The organism is Corynebacterium sp. LK33 (genome assembly GCF_014334955.1).
Classification (GTDB): Bacteria; Actinomycetota; Actinomycetes; order Mycobacteriales; family Mycobacteriaceae; genus Corynebacterium; species Corynebacterium jeikeium_D.
In genome coordinates, this window is sequence record NZ_PDGU01000002.1 from 100,434 (window position 1) to 120,900 (window position 20,467).

General features: G+C 57.6%; 16 protein-coding genes. All 16 read right to left on the reverse strand.

From position 1 onward, the window contains the following. Positions 1 to 255: 255 nt before the first annotated feature. The 16 genes from CRD20_RS00630 to CRD20_RS00705 all read right to left on the reverse strand — a co-directional run bounded on the left by CRD20_RS00630 (position 256) and on the right by CRD20_RS00705 (position 19,640). A complete protein-coding gene (locus CRD20_RS00630) occupies positions 256 to 5,268 on the reverse strand; it encodes a DEAD/DEAH box helicase (protein WP_187404661.1) in 5,013 nt (1,670 codons plus the stop codon). A gap of 206 nt (positions 5,269 to 5,474) precedes the next feature. Further along, the gene (locus tag CRD20_RS00635) at positions 5,475 to 5,939 is read right to left on the reverse strand and encodes a hypothetical protein (RefSeq protein ID WP_187404662.1); all 465 of its coding nucleotides are present in this window, start codon (positions 5,937 to 5,939) and stop codon (positions 5,475 to 5,477) included. Continuing rightward, on the reverse strand, positions 5,932 to 6,459 hold the full coding sequence (locus CRD20_RS00640; protein WP_187404663.1) for a hypothetical protein: 528 nt from the start codon (positions 6,457 to 6,459) through the stop codon (positions 5,932 to 5,934). The genes CRD20_RS00635 and CRD20_RS00640 overlap by 8 nt, the downstream gene beginning before the upstream one ends. Positions 6,460 to 6,520: 61 nt before the next feature. Continuing rightward, complete coding sequence (locus CRD20_RS00645) at positions 6,521 to 7,429, reverse strand: copper transporter (RefSeq protein WP_187404664.1); 909 nt, start codon at positions 7,427 to 7,429, stop codon at positions 6,521 to 6,523. A 29-nt stretch (positions 7,430 to 7,458) separates the two neighbouring features. Further along, on the reverse strand, positions 7,459 to 8,643 hold the full coding sequence (steA, locus tag CRD20_RS00650; protein ID WP_187404665.1) for a putative cytokinetic ring protein SteA: 1,185 nt from the start codon (positions 8,641 to 8,643) through the stop codon (positions 7,459 to 7,461). A gap of 25 nt (positions 8,644 to 8,668) precedes the next feature. After that, on the reverse strand, positions 8,669 to 10,408 hold the full coding sequence (gene recN, locus CRD20_RS00655; protein ID WP_187404666.1) for a DNA repair protein RecN: 1,740 nt from the start codon (positions 10,406 to 10,408) through the stop codon (positions 8,669 to 8,671). 58 nt (positions 10,409 to 10,466) lie between these two features. Next, the gene (locus CRD20_RS00660) at positions 10,467 to 11,429 is read right to left on the reverse strand and encodes an NAD kinase (protein ID WP_070858533.1); all 963 of its coding nucleotides are present in this window, start codon (positions 11,427 to 11,429) and stop codon (positions 10,467 to 10,469) included. Beyond that, a complete protein-coding gene (locus CRD20_RS00665; protein ID WP_049171668.1) occupies positions 11,422 to 12,261 on the reverse strand; it encodes a TlyA family RNA methyltransferase in 840 nt (279 codons plus the stop codon). The genes CRD20_RS00660 and CRD20_RS00665 overlap by 8 nt, the downstream gene beginning before the upstream one ends. A 5-nt stretch (positions 12,262 to 12,266) precedes the next feature. Then, complete coding sequence (locus CRD20_RS00670) at positions 12,267 to 12,542, reverse strand: hypothetical protein (RefSeq protein ID WP_049189958.1); 276 nt, start codon at positions 12,540 to 12,542, stop codon at positions 12,267 to 12,269. 6 nt (positions 12,543 to 12,548) lie between these two features. After that, entirely contained in the window at positions 12,549 to 13,589 is a 1,041-nt protein-coding gene (locus tag CRD20_RS00675) for an HAD-IIA family hydrolase (protein WP_049193446.1), read from the reverse strand. A 120-nt stretch (positions 13,590 to 13,709) separates the two neighbouring features. Continuing rightward, positions 13,710 to 14,819 (reverse strand): hypothetical protein, encoded by a 1,110-nt coding sequence (locus tag CRD20_RS00680; RefSeq protein WP_370545772.1) that lies wholly within the window; start codon positions 14,817 to 14,819, stop codon positions 13,710 to 13,712. A gap of 94 nt (positions 14,820 to 14,913) precedes the next feature. After that, positions 14,914 to 15,810 (reverse strand): RNase H family protein, encoded by an 897-nt coding sequence (locus CRD20_RS00685; protein ID WP_187404668.1) that lies wholly within the window; start codon positions 15,808 to 15,810, stop codon positions 14,914 to 14,916. A 44-nt stretch (positions 15,811 to 15,854) separates the two neighbouring features. Then, entirely contained in the window at positions 15,855 to 16,613 is a 759-nt protein-coding gene (locus CRD20_RS00690; RefSeq protein ID WP_070437367.1) for an ABC transporter ATP-binding protein, read from the reverse strand. Continuing rightward, the gene (locus CRD20_RS00695; RefSeq protein WP_370545771.1) at positions 16,610 to 17,653 is read right to left on the reverse strand and encodes an iron chelate uptake ABC transporter family permease subunit; all 1,044 of its coding nucleotides are present in this window, start codon (positions 17,651 to 17,653) and stop codon (positions 16,610 to 16,612) included. Before CRD20_RS00695 ends, CRD20_RS00690 begins: the two co-directional genes overlap by 4 nt. Then, a complete protein-coding gene (locus CRD20_RS00700) occupies positions 17,646 to 18,593 on the reverse strand; it encodes an ABC transporter permease (RefSeq protein WP_049193442.1) in 948 nt (315 codons plus the stop codon). Before CRD20_RS00700 ends, CRD20_RS00695 begins: the two co-directional genes overlap by 8 nt. A gap of 39 nt (positions 18,594 to 18,632) precedes the next feature. Beyond that, the gene (locus CRD20_RS00705; RefSeq protein ID WP_049189966.1) at positions 18,633 to 19,640 is read right to left on the reverse strand and encodes a siderophore ABC transporter substrate-binding protein; all 1,008 of its coding nucleotides are present in this window, start codon (positions 19,638 to 19,640) and stop codon (positions 18,633 to 18,635) included. Positions 19,641 to 20,467: the final 827 nt, after the last annotated feature.

Below are 20,467 nucleotides of genomic sequence, written 5' to 3' on the forward strand. Positions count from 1 at the left end.
CATTGCAGACTGGCTTATGTTTTGACCACGTTGATAATCACTTATCGGTTGACCTTAGAAGTTTCAGCTAAAGTCATGCTGGGTGTGTTCTTCAGGTTGCGCATGGTCGTCTTGCCTGTTCATAGCTCGATTGATTAGCCATAGACAATCGAGACTGTTCGATATGTTCGGTCTAGTCTCCGCCCATTACTTAGCTTACCCGTGTTTGACCTGTTATTTCCGACATGTCTTTTCATAAAAACAGTAAGTCACCGCTCAAGATGACAGATCCCTAACAATCAGTATTGTCTCGATAGCGACGCGCACCACTCGTCCAATGAGGTCTACGATGTAACGCGGGTTACCAACCTCATCAGCCCAGTCGTTCGGGTCATTAACAATGCCGGATGCCTTATCCTTCTTGACCTGATAACGGTCAATCAGCCACGCAACGGCTGAACGTGAGCCCAACATGTACTCGTCCGCTTCCGCCGGAATACCAGCAATGGTCACGCGTTTGTTGTAAATCAACTTCGTCACGTCATCAACGTTCTTGCCTGTCTCCGGATCCTTGCGCTTAGCCCACCTCATCTTGAGCACACGCCAGGTCTCACGGTCAGACTCATCACCCTTAACCTGGATATTCAATGGCCACGGCTCCACAGACTCGTAGCCCACGTGCAGGTCCATCAGCTTTTGGCCTGCAGCAGCAAACTTATCGAACTCCGCACGCGATGACGGCGTCTCAATATGCGGCAGCATCTTCTTCAAATCAGCCGCAAACTTCGTGCGGTAAGCGCGGTCATGTAACTTGCCATACACAAAGTGGAAAATGTCATCGCCGGTAATGTCCGCACCCAACGCATCACGGTAAATCTTTTTGATTTCGTCGGTGATGTTATCCACGCGCATACAGCCGTCTACAATCTCGCCAATCTCACCGTAAACACTGGTTTCGCCTTGCTTTACGACGCTGTTCTCACCAAACAGCGCAACATCATCGGCTTCCACAGTAACCCAGGTGAAGCGGGGGAAGAATTGAGACCCTTCAGAGCCATAGAAATTCAAATCCGGGATTCTATCGACTGCGAACATCGTATACGGCTTCTGAGCGCCAACCGTTGGTTGAAGGTATCCAATGTTCCGATGCTTCGGAGTCGGGAACATCGACGGGAGTTGCGATCGCTCATGGTTTAGCAATGCATCGTAGTAGACATACTCTGAGCAGAACGGTCGATAAAGTCCTACTAAAATTTTCGCAGCATCAAGCTCAAACTCTTGATTTCGGTAAACGGAATTTCTCAGGGAACGGCTCCACTTAATACGGTGCGCATCGGAATAATGCGGACTTTTCTTCAAAAAGTCCGCAACCAGAGCTTCTCCCCTCCCTTTGATAGGCGGCCATTCACGTTGGAATGCAGAGCGCGCTTGCTCGTAGGCTAGACCAAACTTGAGCAATTGTGCCCCAAGCTGCTCCTGGTTAAATGAATAGACCCAGGAATCTCGGCCTGTTTCCAAACCACGAGTCAAAGACTTGAAAACAGTCTTGGAGTTGCCCTTCTTCTCGCCGATAACCGGCCAGGTGCCAAAAGCATCCGAACGTTGATTTACCCAGTCACCGTACGTGTTAGGAGCGACGGTTTCCCATTCAATGGACTCTACTGTCTCTGAATTCACAATCCGCAGTTTCTCTGCCGCTGTCAGGTAATCTCCAATATCCCGATAGTGCAGAGTAAAACCTGATTTTGCAGCATCCTTAATGCCGATTGTCACGGTCACATTAGTGCGTGATCCAGCGCCAAAAACGTTTCCTCCTTCCATGCGACGTTGTTCACCTGCAGTACGCGCGTTACCTCGAAGGTTCAACACATACAGGTCAGTGAAGTCTTCGGCCATGGATAACCGCACACCGTCGCCGGTGTTGCCGTCAATCCAGCCGCCATTGGAAACGAACGCCACCACGCCTTGGTCACCAATGCGGTCCGTGGCCCAGCGGAAGGCGCGCAGGTAGGAATCATACAGCGAGTTTTTGTTCGTAGCTGTAGATTTCGCAGCATACGTCTCCGCAATGCGTCCGTCCAGGCTCGGATACTTCAGATTCGCATTGAGATCGTTCGCGGACTTCTGGCCTGCCGAATAAGGCGGGTTACCAATCACCACGTTGATTGGAGCGTTCTTCTGGCGCTCGATAGTGGCGTTGTTCTCGCGGAAGATGTTGAGGTCCGGGATGTCTCCTTCCTCATGAATCTGGAAGGTATCAGCCAGCGCAATGTTGGCGAAGGGAATATACTCCGGTGCTGGTTCACCATTGCGCAGTGCCGCTTCTTCACGCAGGGCGTTATAGGTGGTCTCAATGTTGACAGCAGAAACGTAGTAAGCCAACAGCATAATCTCGGTCGCAAATAGCTCGTTGGCGTACTTGCGGGCAAGGTCCTCTGGCTTGATGAGGCCGGACTGCAGGAGGCGAACCGTAAAGGTCGAGGTGCCGGCGAAGGGATCGAGGATACAGACACCTTCGTCGCTAAGCCCTTTGCCGAAGTGCTTCTTGGACACGTCATCCGCAGCACGCAGAATGAAGTCGACAATTTCAACTGGGGTGTAGACGATGCCCAAAGACTCCGCCTGCTTCTTGAAGGCTTTTTGGAAGAAGCGCTCGTAAAGCTCCTTGATGACCTGCTGTTTTCCCGAGGCGGAGTTCACTTCAGAGGCTCGAACACGGACGGACTCGTAGAACTTCTCGAGGGACTCGGTTTCGGTATCAAGATTGGCTTCGGAGAGGGCCCCGACCATCTTCTCCATAACCTGGGCCACGGGGTTATGGGTGATGAAGTCGTGGTTCTCGAAAAGAGCGTTGAAGACCGGAGCTGTAATGAGGTGCTGCGAGAGCATTGAAATAGCATCATCTTCGCTGATGCCATCATTCAGGTTGTTGCGCAGACCCTCGACAAAGCTATCGAATTCTGTTCGGAGGTTGGCATCGGCGCCGTCGACAAGCGCTTTGATGCGCGTGATTTGGTTTCCTGCGATAGTGGCGACGTCGTCCGCCCAATCCTCCCAGTATGCGCGGGTGCCGACCTTGTCGACGAGCTTGGTGTAGATGGCTTCTTGCCACTCTTCCAACGAGAACAATACGAGTTGCTGAGTCAGCTCATCGTTATCGGCTAGAGGTTGCGGGTTTTTCACTGAGTCGGCTTCGGCCTCGTTAATGGCATCGGCGGGAGAAGCGTTCTCGGAATCGGTGTCTGAACCAGTTTTCTGGGAATCTTTTTTGCCGATGTGGTCGACTTCGATTGGCAACTCTTCACCAGGGTTCGTTTCGTTCAACGTGATGGAGTTGACCTTGGCGTTGAAGCGGTCATCATGTGCCCGCAACGCATTCAGAATCTGCCAGACAACCTTGAAGCGTGCGTTGTCATTGAGTGCCTGTGCTGGCGAAACGTCCGGAGCAACTGCAACCGGAAGAATGATGTAGCCGTAGTCCTTGCCTTCGGACTTGCGCATGACGCGACCGACGGACTGGACCACGTCCACCATGGAATTACGCGGGTTGAAGAAAATCACAGCGTCCAACGCCGGGACGTCGACACCTTCGGACAAACAACGCGCGTTTGTGAGCACGCGGGTGTGCTGCTCGGCTGCTGGAGACTCCAGCCAGGAAAGCTTGGTGCCACGCTCAAGAGCGTTCATGCCACCGTCAACATGCTGCGCAGAGATGGAAACGTCCACGTTGTGCAGAGAGACATCATTGAGAACTGCTTTTTCTTCCAGCAGTTCTCGGTGCATGTTAATCAGCTGTGGGAAGGCATCAGCAATTGTCTGCGATGTCTTGATGTCACGAGCGAATGCCACAGCTCGTTGCATGGGCGCCACGTTTTCATCGAAGCCACCCTTTTTGCCTTGCAGAGAGCCGGAGCGTTTAGCCAATCCGTTCCATGCACCAATCATTGCTGAAGCCAGAGTGAGATTGATCTGACTATTCTGGCTGCGGGCCATGGCATCGGCAGCTACGGATTCGTCGACCGTCATGACGAGAACCTTGTAGTCCGTGAGCAGGCCTTTCTCTACGGCTTCGCCGAATCCGAGGCGATAGAACTCTGGGCCGTAAATAGCCTCATCATCCATGGAGGCGAGTTCAGCTGAGTGGTCCTGGGCCTTGCCCTTGACGGAATCGTCATACAGACGCGGCGTGGCCGTCATGTAGAGGCGCTTCGTAGCCTTGATGTAGTCGGCATCGTGGATGCGGACGAAGTTACTTGCGTCCTCACCGGCGAGGGTAATGCCTGTGGTGCGATGTGCCTCATCGCAGATAACTAGGTCGAAGTCGTCAAGTCCTTGCTGCTGGGCATCATGAACTGCCGGCAACGACTGGTAAGTGGAGAAAACGATGTGGAGCCCCTTGGCCCGCTTGCCGGATTCAAAGCGCTTGGCAATTTCGGCGCCGTTTGTTGATACTGGGACTTCTAGGTCGTAGGTCGCAATATCCTCGGCTTTACGAGAGACTTTCGAGTCAGAGCACACCGCGAAGGTACGCATGTCGAGGCGCCCCTGTGCTGTCCATTCTTTGAGGGTTTGCGAAAGGAGTGAAATCGATGGCACAAGAAAGAGGATTCGAGCTTTGCCACCGTTTTCCTCAGCTACACGTTCAGCGAGACGAAGGGCGGTGAAGGTTTTACCAGTACCGCAGGCCATGATGAGCTTGCCACGGTCGTGGGTAGCAAAACCAGCCATGGCACTATCAATAGCTTCTTGCTGGTGCGGGCGGGGCTCGAAGGTTTTGCGCTGGGAGAGATTGATTTGGATTTCGGAGCCGGGGAAAGCGACATCCCAGTTAATCGGAGATTCGGCGATTGCTGCCGTCCCAATGCGGCTGGTTGGAATCAGCTGATTAGCTAGAGCTTCTTCTGCGTGCGAGGACCAGTGGTCAGTCGTCGAGATAATAATGCGGCTGCCGAAATGTTCCGGGCCAGATTCAGTAGTAAAGGAGCGTCCCGACGCTTCAAAAAATGAATCGAGGTCGGCCTTAGCCAAGCGTGTCGTTGGCATATAGAACTTGCACTGGATGGCTACCCACGTGCTGTCGTCAATGCGACGTGCGACCAGGTCGATGCCCGTATCTGGCGCTCCCCCGTTGTACTTCCAGTCCGACCAACGGTAAACCTCGTCAAACTGCGCTTTCAGAGTTGGGTCAGTGCGGAAATAGTTGACCATGAGTTTCTCGAAAGCGATGCCATACTTCGCCTTCGGCTGATTCTCGCGGAGCTGCTCAAGGACCTCTGAAAACTTGGACATGAAAACATTATGCCCGAGGAAAACCCAAATGAGTTCAAGACGCTCCAAAACAAGGAAAAACTAATCCGAGAATTCTGCTCGCGCTCCTTGGCACCTTCATAAATAAATATATCTATCAAGCTACCCAAAGCTAGCGCTCCGACTACCGGATTACTAAAACGCTAAACTACCCAATTTCACAGTTTTTCTATCAAGACACAGAGGAACTATAGTCCAAGGCTGGAGTCAGTAATTACAAATCCTTGATCAGCAATATCCTTACTCACAATTAAAAATATGTCACCTTCACGAATTATTGATTCCCCTTCATCAAGAAATTCATCATCAGAGTCCTCAACTTGCATCGACTCTCTTTCATTCTCCCATCGCGGCTGCTCAAACACTTTCTTCATATTACTAGAGACATTGTAGCCGCCTCGATTGACTCGTCTAAGGCGGTAGGTAGATGCAACTGCAAGAAAATCAGTTAACTGAGTAATGCGCAACGAAGCTTTAAACCCATTTACGACACCGCGAGTTTGCGTACTGCTTAAGTCAATAATAGATTCTCGGGCCGCTCCTAGTACAGCAACATAGTCGCCAGCATTGATACCGTCCATAGCCCCTTTATCAAGAACGACATCGTAGTTTCCAAGAACTTTAGCAATTTTACCGACAATATAATCACTCATCAGCAATTTCCTTCTCTAGAGCTTTTAGTTGTTCTATTGTGCGCGTATGAGTTTCCATATATTCTTCGACCACATTTGAACTAACTTCTGACCATGATTCAATTTGCACTTGCGTCCACTCTGAATACTGATTGACCTGGCTGTTTATATTGATAATTGCTGCCTGAACATCTGTCGTCGGGTTGGTTTTCTCAAAATACGCTATAATTCGGTCTACATCATCATTTAACGCCTTCAGCGATTGACTCATCCGCCATAAATCCCCCACAGACTTCTTCGCAATAACACTATTATCTTTGCACTGTTCTTTTGGGGCGAACATAATACTCAAAACAACTGGCCCAAATATCATAATTAATAATGCAATGATTTTCCTTAAGCCGGCAGGAGAATAAACATAATCATAGATTACCGCTACGGTCAAAATGATGCCAACTATAGCTGCAATAACGTTTTTCCAGTTGAACTGAGAAGCGAAATTAGCGCCTTTATTTGCTGCTCGCCTAATTCTACTTTCCACGTTTACTCTTACAATTCAATTCCATAAATAAGAGCTTTGAATATACTCAAATCAAATCGAACTATGCCCTCAGCTCCCCAACAACCCCAACCTGCCCTGCAGCATCCGAAACAGCGTCCACACGCTTCACGGCAGGGTCGGCGCCCCAGCGCTCGTCAGGCAGAGCACTGACACCTTCGCGGCCAAAGCCATCGGTCCCCACCACTACGTGACCAGCCACGTCATCTCCGGCACCGAAGCCCTCAGCCAGCGCCACAGCCAGATCCGCAACCATGCCAGCACCGAACTCCGGATCCTCGCCCTTATCAATCGCAGCGCGCGACACGGTGCCGTGATTACCAACAATCACAATGCCAACAGCTGGGCGCAAAGTCCCCTCGGCATACTCGACAAAGCCGCCACCCTTGAGAGCCTCCAGCAGTAGCTTTCGGTCAGCAGCGGAGGCCCGCTCTCCCCCATCCTTATCCAGCTCCAACACCGGAGCCAACGCCTGGCCAGCCTGGCGGCCTGGCTCACGGCGCTCCGGATCCAGCTGCACATCAGCCGGCAGCGAAGTAGAAACCGTGTCCTTCAACTCGTCCGCACCGGCGGAAGAGAGGAACTTATCGGTGAGCTTCAGCACGCCGGCATCCGGAGCGCCGGCAGCGCGCACGGTCTCGGAAACCCCTGCAAGCTGCTCATCCGTGGCATCGGGAGTGGCGATAACAAGGACGGGCACGTCCTTCAAAGAGTCCTTAACGATCTCCCCGACGATGGGCTCGATAATGCGGTTGGCTTCATCGGCACGCGCTTGCTGCGCATCGGCGCGAGCGACAGCCTCATCGCGCTCAGAGGCGGCACCGGTGCCGAAATCAATGCCAGCACCAGCGGGGTTTAGCACATAAGCACCCAGCGCAGCACCTGCCGCAACACCGAGGGCAGCACCTGTCACACCGGCTGTAAACTTCCCGCTCCTGCGCTTCTTCGCCATCGCCCGTCCTACTCCCTATCTACGAAAAATTACTTAAAAAGCCCCTGGAACCACAGTGCAATGGAGTTCCAAGTATCAATCAGATTCTCGCTGACAGAACCATCACCGGAGGTACCAGCGATAGCGAAGATCACCGCGACGGCGACAAAGATAGCCAGGATTGCCCAGGCCACACCGAAACCGCGGCTATTGACCTGGTAGAGGTCGGCGACCATGCGACCGTCGACAAGCTTCTCCCCGACCTTCAAACGCGACAGCAACGCCGACGGCACACCACTCTGGTTCTCAGCGTGGTAGATGCTGTCGATGTTCTGCGGGGCGCCGACGGAGACGACCATGTCGGCGTCGTGATGCGCGGCGAAGACCAGCGCCAGGTCAGTGGCGGAATCGGACAGCGCCGGGAAGGTCATGGCGCCAATGCCGAGGTCCTGAATACGTTCAAGGCCTACCGCGTGACCGTCCGGGTCGGCAGGCAGAATCACGCAACCGGCAGACCGCAGCGCCTCGGAATTGATGTTCTCCGGATCGCCGATGATGTAGTCCGGCTGGTACTTCAGGTCGAAGAGCGTGTCGGCACCTGCATCGACGCCGATGAGCAGCGGCTCGTACTCGCGGATGAAGTTCTTTAGGTCTTCCAGCGTCTTGCGGTGTCCCTCACCGGGGCTGACCACAACGACCTTGCGGCCACGCAGTGGCTCTGTCTCGTCCGGAATGCCCAGACCATCGATGTAGAGCGGGGACTCGGTCTTGGCGAACTCCACCAAGTTGCCGGAGAGCGCCTCCAGGCGGTCGACCATGCTGGTGCGGCCCTCATCAAAGGCGCGCTCGAGCTCGTTCTGGTCGACTGCGTCGCCCTGGCCAATCAGGCGGTCACCGTGGTAGAGCTTGCCGTCGTCAAGCCTGCCGTTCTTGCCGTCCTTGAGCTTTTCAAAGACCTTGTCGCCGACGTTCTGCACCATCGCAATGTCGGCGTCGCGCATCATCTGCGGGCCGTAATTCGGCACAAAACCCGTGGTAAACGCGCCGGTGTTCACCACTGCGGCGACCTTGGCATCAATCAACTGCTGTGCCAGTGGACGCGAGATATCCGGCGCATCAATCACCACGATGTCGCCTTCGCCCATGCGCTTCAGCGCACGATCCAGGCGGGAACCATCCCGCACAGTCCCCGAAATGCCAGGAAGATCTTTTTCGTTCCGAGAGAACAGACTCATGGCACTTAGTGAAACATAAGTGCAGCTACTTGGCCGCGAAGGCGCGCCGAGCTTGATCCAGAAGATCTTGCGCGTGCGCCCGTCCGGAGTCCGAATCGTCCAAGCCCGCCATCATCCGCGCGAGCTCATCAATCCGCTCCTCATCGCCCAGGCTCGTCACCTTCGACGACACCGCACCCGAACGCGCATCCTTGCTGACCACCAAGTGGGTATCCGCAAACGCCGCCACCTGAGGCAAGTGCGTGACGACGATTACCTGGTTATTCACCGCCAACTGCTTCAGGCGCTTGCCAATTTCCACAGCCGCGCGCCCACCAACACCGGCATCGACCTCATCGAAAACCATCGTGTGTCCGGCCTGTCCTTCGGCGAGGACAACTTCCAATGCCAGCATGATGCGGGAGAGCTCACCGCCGGATGCGGAGGAGGCCAGTGGACGCGGCTCGGCACCTTCGTGGGCGCGGAGCTTGAACTCAATGTTGTCCACGCCGGCGGGACCAAAGGTGTCGGCCTTGGTGATCTCCACCACCAGCGAGGTGTGCGGCATGGCCAGGCCCTTGAGTTCCTTGGTAACGGCCTGTTCCAGGTGCTTTGCGGCCTTTGCGCGGGCCTTGGAGAGTTTCCGCGCGGTGGTGCCGAGCTTCTTCTCCGCGGTTTTAATCTCCGCGGTGAGTTTGTCCAGGGCTTCGCCGGAAACATCCAGCGTGGCGAGCTTATGCTCCGCCTTATCCCGCCAGGCCAGGACACCTGCGATATCCGGGGCGTACTTGCGGGTCAGGTTCTTGATCTCCACCTGGCGCTGCATGAGCTTGTCCAGGGATTCGGTTTCCTCCGGCAGGCCAGAGAGAAACGTGCCGAGGCCAGCGGAGATTTCGGAGAGCTGGCTGGTCAGTTCATTGAGCTGGTGGGAAAACTCGGTGAGTTCCTCGTCGTCTGCGGCGGCGAGCTCGTTCGCAGCGGCGCCGAGGAGTTCGGCGGCGCCGGAGTCCTCGGTGGCGGCATCCATGCCGGTCGCGCTCACGGCAGCGGCACCGTCGATGGCGGCAAGAGCCACGGCTGCGGCGTCGCGGAGACCATCCAGGTCCTGCATACGGCGGATCTGCGAGGCCAAGTCCTGGTCTTCGTCCGGCTCGGGTGAGACCGCATCGATTTCTTCGATGGCGAAGCTGAGCTGGTCGGCACGCATGGCTAGCTCGCGGCGCTTGGAGGTCTTCTCTTCCAGTTCTTTGACCAGGGCGCGCCAGTGGGCGCGCTGCTGACGGTAGGTTTCCAGAGTCGGTGCGATGGAATCGGCATCCATGCGGTCGATGGCCGCACGCTGCTCATCAGCGCTTTGCAGACGCAGCTGATCATTCTGGCCATGAATAGCAATCAGGCGGGTGGAGACATCCGCCAGCGCCGCAGCCGACGCACTGCGACCTCCAACCCACGCCCGGGAGCGCCCCTTCGCGGAGACCTGCCGGGCAAGCAAGTACTCGTCATTTTCATCGCGCTCGCCGCCGAGCTCAGAAACCACCGCATCGATGGCGGTTGACTCTTGCTCCGAGAGGTGCTCGGTGGACACGCGGCCTTCCACCAAGGCCTTGTCTGCGCCGGTACGCACGCGGCCGGCGTCGGCACGCGCGCCACAAAGCAACTTGAGGCTTGTGATCACCATGGTCTTACCCGCACCGGTTTCACCTGTGAGTACGGTCAGGCCTGGGCTGAATTCAAGCGTCGCGTCGGGGATAACGCCGAGGTCGCGGATGGAAATCTCAGTCAGCATGGCGCCTGCAATCAGTCCTTCCCTTGAAGTGTGGGGTCTTGTCTGCCGTGTTTAGGGGCTATTGCGCCTCGGCGGGGCCGCGCCACCCGGACGTCGGCAAGCGGAACTTGTGCACCAGACGGTCGGCGAACGGCTGATCGTCCAGACGCACCCAGCGCACCGGCTGTGCGCCGCGCTCGATTTCGATACGGCTGCCCGGCGGCATGGTGATGTTGCGGAAGCCGTCGAGCACCGCGACCGCCTCGGCGGTGTCGTGGTTGGTCTCAATCGCGATAGTCGAATGCGGTGAGATCACCAGCGGGCGGGAGAACAGCGCGTGGGCGTTGTTGGGCACGACGAGCATAGCGTCGAGCTCCGGCCAGAGTACGGGACCACCTGCGGAGAAGGCGTACGCGGTAGAGCCGGTCGGCGTGGAAATTAGCACACCATCGCAGCCGTAGGAACTCACCGGGCGACCATCGACCTCCAAGATGACGTCCAGGACGCCACGGCGGTTGACATTTTCGATACTGACTTCGTTCAGCGCCCAGCCAGAGCCAATGACGCGGCCGGTGGTGTCACGGACGGTGGCGCGGATGGTCATGCGGTCTTCGATGCGCCAGGAACGCTTGATGACGCGGCTAATCGCCTCGGTCATGGACTCCTGCTCCCACTCAGCGAGGAAGCCCACGTGCCCCATGTTGATGCCGAGCACCGGCAGGTCAGCCGAGTGCGCAATGTCTGCGGCACGCAGAAAGGTGCCGTCGCCGCCGAGGACGAGGACGAGTTCGCATCCCGACGCCGCCTGCGGAGAATGCCAGTAACGTGGGTACTTGCCGAGCGTTGGGTGCGCGGCCAGCGCCTCTGGGTTCTTACCGGCCAGCACGCGGATGTCGATACCCGCGGCCTCAAGCAGCTCGGCCGCCTCGGCGGCCATTTCCAGGTTGGCGCTCCGGCCGGTGTGCGGAACCAGCAGAATCTCGCGCTTGCCGGCGCTGGTCTTGGGCTTGCTTTCCCGTGAGTGAGTCTTCGCGCTAGTCATTGTGCGGCCCCTCCTCAACAGCCTTGGCGATGGCCGCAGCCATAGCCTCATCACCAATATCGCTGGCGCCGCCGTCTTTCACCAGCCACAGGAAGAACTCCACGTTGCCGCTCGGACCCGGCAGCGGGCTGGCCACGGCTGCGCGGAAGGACAGCCCCAGAGTGCGGGCGTATTCGGCGACTTCCTGGACAACTTCCTGACGCAGTGCATCGCTGCGCACGACACCACCGGAGCCAAGGCGCTCCTTGCCCACCTCGAACTGCGGCTTGACCATTGGCAGCAGGTCAGCGCCCTCGTCGAGGCAGGAAACAATCGCTGGCAGGACCAGCTTCAAAGAAATAAACGACAGGTCGCCAACCATGACATCGGCCGTGCCACCGAGAATCTCCGGCGTCAACGTGCGGACGTTAGTACGGTCGAGCACAACCACCCGCGGGTCATCCTGCAAGCGCCAAATCAACTGACCGTAACCGACATCGACGGCGTAGACGGTCTCGACATCGCGGCGCAGGCACACATCGGTGAAGCCGCCCGTGGAGGCACCGGCATCCAACACCTTCCGGCCCTTCAAGTCCAGGCCCTGCGGCTCGAAAGCCTCCAGTGCGCCGAGCAGCTTGTGAGCCCCGCGCGACGCCCAGTTCTCGTCTTCTTCCAGACCACTGACGCGAATGGACACGTCCCCCGTCACCGCAGTCGCGGGCTTAGAGGCGACAAAACCACCGACCTCAACTCGGCCGGCTTTAATCATGTCCACTGCCGCCTCACGGGAGCGAGCAATCTTCCTTCGCACCAGCTCCGCATCGAGCCTGCGCTTAGGAGCTTTCTTTGCCACCGCGTTCACTTTCCTTCCCTGCGTGACGAGCCCAGGGCCTCATACAAAATCTCATGCGCCCGCTCAAACTGCGCGACTCTCTCCTGCGGCGTCGGGGCAGGTGCTGACAGTGCGGCCGCCACCTGCTCGCGGACGTCCTCCGGAGTTACCTCACGCGCGCCGGGCATCGCCGCCGGGCTAGGCGCAGGGCTCGGTACAGATGCAGGGCCGGGTTTCGGCCCCGGCACAGGACCAGCGCCCTGCCCCAGCCCCTGCCCCGGCTTCGGTGCAACCTCACTCATCGGCTATCACTTCCGCCAGGCAGCCAGCGCCGCCTCAGCAGCCGGGCCCTCCGCGCGGACCTGCGCGACCTCGACTGCGCCAGCACGACCAGCCTCAGAGTTCCACACCACATCTACGACCGTCAGCAGAGCCGCCACCGCGGCCTCCGCCGGGTTCACCAACCGAAGATCTTCCATGTCACCGCCAGAAAGAACGATGACACCGGCCTCCGCGTCGTCGTAACGCGCGGTGAAACCAGCCTGCGGAGCCGGACGTGCCTGATCCAGCTCACGATTCAGCGCAGTCATGTCAGCACCGATGAGCGTCGGGCGGTGCTCAGGCGGCGCCGCAACGACATCCATATGCGTGGAAACGCCTGTGACCACCATAAACGTGTCCATCTTTGCCGCATTTCCGCCCGCGATGTCGGTGTCGAGGCGATCCCCAATCGCCAGCGGATTCTTCGCGCCCACACGCTCCGCCGCCTTAATAAACATCGGCGGCTTCGGCTTACCCGCCGACAGCGGCGCCACGCCCGTGGTCGTAGAAATCGCCGCAGCGACCGAACCATTACCAACCAGGAAACCGCGCTCCGACGGCAGCGTCGTATCCAAATTCGACACCAGGAAGCGCGCACCTCGCGACACCGCCAGCGCCGCCTCCGACATCTGCTTCCACGTCATCTCACGGTTGAGCCCCTGGAACACCGCCGCAGGGTTGTCATCAGCGGAATCCACGAGGTTGTACCCCGCCTCACGAGCCAACTGCTTAAACGACTCCGCCCCCAACACAAAAACATTCGAGCCAGGCTCAATGACCTCTGCCGCCATCTCAATGGCCGCCTGCGCCGACGTCATCACATCGTCCGCGTGAACGTCATAGCCCAGCCCATTGAGCTGATCGGCCACGGTCTGCGGCGCGCGCGAAGCGTTATTCGTAATAAACACCATCGGCAGCGCCGCCTCAGTCAGCCCCTCCAGCGCGTTCGGAATCGCCGCGCCACCCTCGTAAATCGTGCCATCCAGATCCAGCAGAGCGGCATCATAGGAAGAAGCGACAGAAGCCATGGGGGTTCATTTCTCCTTTTACGAAATAGGAACGCTTTACGACGAATTGTAGATGCGCAGCCCGATTGCGCCAGCGGTGCGTTAGCGGTGGCTGATGTTGCGAGCCGGCAGCTGGGCTGATTACTTGCTCAGCTCTTCGATGCGCTCGCGAGCATCGAGCATCTGGTCCACATCGATCTTGGCGCAGCGGGTAAACCACACCTTGGCATCATCTTTACGACCGGCCTCCACCAGCGCATCAGCGTAGGCGTAGAACAGACGAGCTGCTTCGAAGTCCTCGCGGTCCGGGTTCAGATCCTGGGTCTCCAGCTCAACCAGAGCCTCATCGATCTGACCCATATCGCGGCGGGCACCGGCGGCGACGATAGCCAGCTCAGTCTTGGACTCGTTGTCCAACTGCTTGGCCTCCTCGGAGCGAGCCAACTCAATGGCCTTCTCTGGGCGACCGAGGCCGCGCTCACAGTCCGCCATGACCGCGAGCATGCCCGGGCCACCGGAGATGCGGCGAGCAGCACGCAGCTCCGCCAGGGCTTCCTTCCACTCACCTGCGTGGTAAGCGGCGACACCAGCGGTCTCACGAACGACACCGACGCGACCAGCGCGGTCCTTCGCTGCGCGGGCGTGCTCCAGGGCACGCTGCGGGTCTTCAGCCATCAGGATTGCGGACATGATCATGTGACGAGCAACCTTGTCGGCGTTGTCCTTAGCCAGGCTCTTCAGATCCTGGCGCACGCTCGGGTCGAGCTCGTCTGCGCGAATGTCATCTGGCAGCTTCGGCTCGTTCTTGCGGGCCTCAATACGCTCCTCGCGGAAACCTGGGCGCTGCGGACCGGTGCGGTGCGTACGCTTCTCATCCTGGAAGCGGCCACCACGGTTGGAGCGACGTGGCTTGCCACCACGACGGTCGAAGCTGCGACCTCCCTGGCCACCGCGCCCGCCCGGGCCGCGACGATCATTGCGGTCGCCACGGTTAAAGTCACGATCATCGCGATCGTCACGACGGAAGCCCCGCGAACCACGGGAATCGCGGTTACCGCCATGACCACCGTGACCACCACGGCCACGACCACCTGGGCCACCGCCCTGTCCACGACGATCGTTGCGGTTGCGCCCGTTAAAGCCGCCCTCGCCACGACCATGGGAACGGTTAGACCCGCGGTTTCCGCGATTTCCTCGGCCTTCGCCGGAACGAGGACCTTCGTGCTCAGCCATGAAGTCGGAGCTCCTTATATGTAATGAGTAAAAGAATTTATGTGTTTTCAGGCTACCAGTAACCCCGGATTGCCTGGTGGTCTGCCTAAAAGACCAAACTTTCATACTACTGCTAAGACCTGCCCACATTCCAGCCCAGCAAACGCGCGGAACCTGTGGCCTTCCCCACTGCCTGGGACAAATCCCAGACAGCCAGGCCAACCCAGTCGTCGGTGGTGAACTGCGCGGTAGCGGTGGTTCCCTCGACGCGGAGCTCATGCTCGGCATCCGAAAGCCCGTCTGGCACGGCGAGGTTGGCGCCCAGGGCGTCGTTAAGCAATGCCTTGAGTGCGCGGGCATTACCCTGCTCAGCGCGATGTGCGGCGCGGCGGAAAATGGTGAGCGCTTCCTTGGCGGCGTCCTCGGGTGTCACGGTGGTGTCGACGGCGAGGTCAAAGAGGCCTTCCTGCTCGAAGGTTGTGGCCTTGGGCGTCTTTGGCTCGGAACTAGGCGCGGCGGGCTCGGTTTTTGTCGGCGCCGCATTCGTCTGCGCACGACTACCCGCGCCAGCGAACCCTGGCCCCTCGGGTACGGCGGTGCCCTTCTGATACGCAGTGGCGGCGGCGCGGGCGCGCTGATCAGCGGCCTCGTTCATGTCGTGGCCCGAGTGTCCCTTAACCCACTCGAGGTGAATATTGCGGCCAACGAGCAGCTGGTCGATGTCCTGCAAAATGTCGACGTTGAGGACAGGTTTACCGTCGCGCTTCTTCCAGCCCTTGCGCTTCCATCCCGGCATCCACTTAGTGACGGAGTTAATCACATACTGCGAATCACACAGTACGAAAAGCGGCTCGTCGGGGATGTGCGCGGTGGCGCGGAGCAGCTCGGCAAGCGCGGTGAGCTCCCCGCGGTTGTTGGTTCCCTCTTTCCATCCGCCGGCGGCCCAGCAGCTGTCGTCGATATACCAGCACCACCCGGCAGGTCCGGGGTTGTGCAGGGCGGAACCGTCAACGGCAGCAGTAATAGTCATGAGGCTAGATTGTATCGGCTGCGTGGGGCCGGCCAGGAATTGCCTTAAGAGCCGTAGCAGGCGACCGGGCCGTGCGGGCCCTCGACGATGTCAATCTGGGTATTGAAGATTGGGCTCAGAACCTCCGAACGCATCAGCTCTGCGGTTGGGCCGTGCTCTACAATCTGGCCATCCTTGACCGCACAGATGTAATCGGCGTAGCGAGCCGCGAAATTGATGTCATGCAACACCACCACCATGGTGCGCCCCAACTCGCGCACTGCAGTGCGCAGGTACGACATGATGTCGACAGAATGAGAAATATCCAGGTTGTTCAACGGCTCGTCGAGAAGCACGTAATCCGTCTCCTGACAGAGCACCATTGCGACATACGCGCGCTGACGCTGCCCACCGGAGAGCTCGTCGAGGTAGCGGCCCTGGAGCGCCTCAAGATTGAGGAACTCGATGTACTGGGAGATGATGCGCTCGTCCTCAGCGGTCAGGCGCCCCTGGCTGTACGGGAAGCGGCCGAAACTGACCAGCTGGCGCACGGTGAGACGCGTGACGAAGTGGTTGTCCTGGCGCAGAATCGACAGCACCTTCGCCAGATCCTTCGACTTGGTCTTGCCCACGTTGTATGGACCGACGTTGATGTCACCGGAATCGACGGCAAGGAGGCGGCCAATCATAGTCAAGAGCGTGGACTTGCCCGCGCCGTTCGGACCGATTAGAGCCGTGATCGCGTTCGTTGGAATTTCCAGGTCAACGGGGCCAATTGACACCTCGCTGGTATAGCTTTTGCTTACACTGTCGAGGAGAATCATAGCCGTCCCTTCTTCAAAACGACGTAGAGGAAGATCGAACCGCCAACCAGCTCGATAATGATGGACACCACGCCCTGGGCATAGAAAACGTGATTGAGGATGAAATACGCACTGGCCAGCGTGACGTAGCCGATCAGCGCCGCCATCGGCAGTACAAAGCGGTGGTCATAGGTATCCGCAGCCTGGTACGCAATGGTCGCGACCAGGAAGCCGAGGAATGTCATCGGGCCGACCATAGCCGTCGATACTGCCATCAGCACCGACACCGCAACCAGCACGGTGATGGACCGAACCTGGTAATTCACGCCCAGATTCGTCGCGACTTCACGCCCCAACGACATGACATTGAGGGCCCGCGAATGCAGCGCAATCACCACGATTGCCGCAATCACCAGCGGGATCGCCACCGGGAAAAACTCCGGGTCCGCGTTGTTGACAGAGCCGAACAGCCGCGCCGTCAGCAGGTCAAAATCCGAAGGCGTCAGCATGCGCTGCATAAATGTCGATACCGAGCCCAGCCCGCCACCGATAACAATGCCCACCAGCAGCATGCTGTGCATATCCGCGCCCTGCCCAGTCAGCAGCCACGCATACAGCACCAGCGACAGCCCCACCATCAGCACGAGCTGCAGCACAAACGCCCCAACCGAGCCGGCATTCATCAGACCGATCGCACCGAAGAAGTACACCGCAGCGGTACTGATAGCCACGTACAGCGCCTCAAAACCCATAATCGACGGCGTAATAATTCGGTTATTCGCAATCGACTGGAACGCCACCGTCGCGACGGCATGGCAGCAGGCAACCACGATCATCGCAATGACCGCATCAAGGCGCCGACGCGCGATCAGCCAAAAGCCGTCCGTACCAAACGGCAACGGATTGTCCCATGCAAGCAGACCCGCGGTAAACAACGTCGCCAAGCCCGCCAGCACAGCAATGATAATCCAGTACCTGCGCGCCGCTGCACCCGTGCTAAACGACGTCGTTTGCGCCCCAGCCGGGTCGGCCACCGTATGAGTTGAACTGAGATTAAGCACGACGCCGCTCCACAATCAGATAGACGAAAATGGCAGCACCCAGGATGCCGAGAATCACCGATACTGGAATCTCGAACGGGGCGATAATGACGCGGCCAATCAGGTCCGCGACCGTCACAATGGCAATGCCCACCAGGCATACCCAGGGCAGATTGGAGCGCAGATCATCGCCACGGAACATGGAGACGATATTCGGGACGATGAGCCCCAGGAATGGGAGGTTGCCCACCACGACGGTGACCAAACCTGTTGCGATTGCAATCAGCCCCGTTCCCAGGAACACGATTCGCTTGTAGTTCAGACCGACGTTGGTGGCAATGTCCTCACCAAGCCCCGCAACCGTTAACCGATCGCTGAATACGAAGACGATTGCAACCACGATGACGACCAGCCACAGGAACTCGTACTGCCCTTTATAAATGGCGGTAAAAGAGCCTGCGAACCACACGCCTAGCGACTGCAGCATGTCCGTCTGCAACGCAAAGAAAGTCGAAATCGAACTGACTACCGCACCCAACATGATGCCCACGATGGGCACAACCAGACTTGACTTCAAAGCGACACGGCGCAAGAACAGGAAGAACACTGCCGTGCCGATGAAAGCGAAGATGATTGCCCCGCCCATCCGGCCAAGCATCGAGGCCGAAGGAAAGAAATACATCACGAAAATCAGGCCGAGACCAGCCCACTCCGTGGTTCCCGTGGTGGTGGGTTCGACGAACTTGTTGCGCGTAAGTAGCTGCATGACCAAGCCACACATCGCCATCGCGGCACCCGAGAGCACTAGTGCAATGGTTCGCGGTATACGCGTAGTGGCGAACATCTCCCAGCCGTCGTCGGCGCCCAGGATGTCGTATTGGCCTACAAACAGCGACATAGCCACCAGGACTGCCACAAAGGCAATCCCGATGGCTAGTCGGGAATCCAGTAACTTCTGCATAGAGTTGGTGAGGTACTCCTGTGACTGGTCAGAGAACTATTAGGCCTGCTCGAAGGCGTCGGCAAGCCCGTTCAGAATCTCCGTGTACGTGATGATGGACTCGTTGGTGTAAGTGTCCTCTGGGGCGTAGTAGATCTTGCCCTCCTTGACTGCCTTCACGTTCTTCAGCGGAGCGGCTTCCTCGACCACAGACTGTGCCGAACGGTACTCATCGGTACCGCGGACAGAGGTGCCAGCATCGCGGTCAAGCACCATGATGAAGTCCGGGTTTGCCTCAGCGATGGACTCGGCGGAAATCTCATCACCCTGGTGGTCATCGCTGGCCTTGTCGACCTCCAGCGCCGGCTTCATGCCAATCAGGTCGAACAGCGGGCCGAAGGTACGACCAACAGTCGGAGCAATGTAACCGAGGGTGCCGCCCGACGAGTTCAGCGCCATGACCTTCACGTCCGGGTTGTAAGCCTTGCGAGCGCGCTCCAGAGCCTTGTCAAAGTCTGCGATGAGCTGATCGGCTTCCTTCTCCTTACCGAAGATGGTGCCCAGGCCCTTAGCGTGGCGCTTGAGCTCCTCGTCCAGCGGCTTGCCCTCGCGCGGCTCAAACTCCACAATCGCGGAGTTCGGAGCGAGCTTCTTCAGGTCATCGTAGTACTTGCCGAAACGCTGACCGTTCACAATCAGGTCCGGGTCAGCAGCAGCAACAATTTCGAGATTCGGCTCGCGGTGATTGCCGATGTCCTGAACGTCAGGATTGTCCTTGTAGTCGGAAACCGTGAACGGGATAATCGGTTTAGGAGCTGCAGCCAGCTTAATACCCCACTGATCGAGCATCTCGAAGGAACGGTTATCCGTGGCCACAACAGAGTCAATCTCGGCAGGTACGGTCTGCTCACCATGATTATCAGTAACGGTAATAGTAGACCCGTTGCCTGCAGCTGCAGACTTATCCTCGTTACCGGCATCAGTAGAACATGCACCAAGAACAAGTCCAAGGCTCGCAACAGATGCAACTACGATATTGCGAATACGGCCGGAGTTAGAACGCGCCACTTAAAGGCATCCCTTCGGTCACAGTAGGATTGTTAAACAAACGCGACTTAGACGCCGTTACCCAATCACTTACTTAGGTAATCATTACCTGTGAAACATTAGCTTAGGGTTCCCTATTTAACAAGTAAATACGTTATGAAATTACGCAATATTTAGGGCATATTTCGAACTTGGCTTAGCGTTGGCTAATTTGTGCTGATAAAGGCACAATTGCAGCGTTCGCTAACGGGGGTAACTTGTGCCCTACGGAAGGTAGCATGTGCACTATCGACGTATGTTTGGGTCTCGCTGGGCGTAGTTGGGCCTAGTTGGGCCTAGTTGACAATGAGCTTGCGAGCTTTGCTTGCGAGAATGGGCTGCGCTTGAATACGGGCTGTACACGCGATTGGAGGCTATACGTGTGAGTACAGGCTGCAGCCATAAATACGGGCTGCAAACGTGAAACTGTATGAGTTTATGACACTTTCAAGCGATTTTTCGCGCTATTTCTGTCATAAACGCAGTCAGTAACTTTAATTAGCCAACAGCCGCTGCCATAGACCCAGGAACTAACCCCGCATTCACCCGCCAATGACAGCCATAAAGGCACTCAGTAACTCACATTGGGGTAAGCAGCGAAAGGTGCCAACCGGGCGATCCTCTAAGCGGACACGCCTGTGTCCATTAACCCGGACACCCTTTGCCCCCTTAAGCCACAAGACACAGGTAAGCCCGCCCTCCGCTACCGAGCAGACCAACCCCTCTTTAATTCCGTTTACTCGTGGGTAACAAAAAGTGGGCCGCAGCACCCAACCCCACACGGGAACTGGCTACCACGACCCACAAAC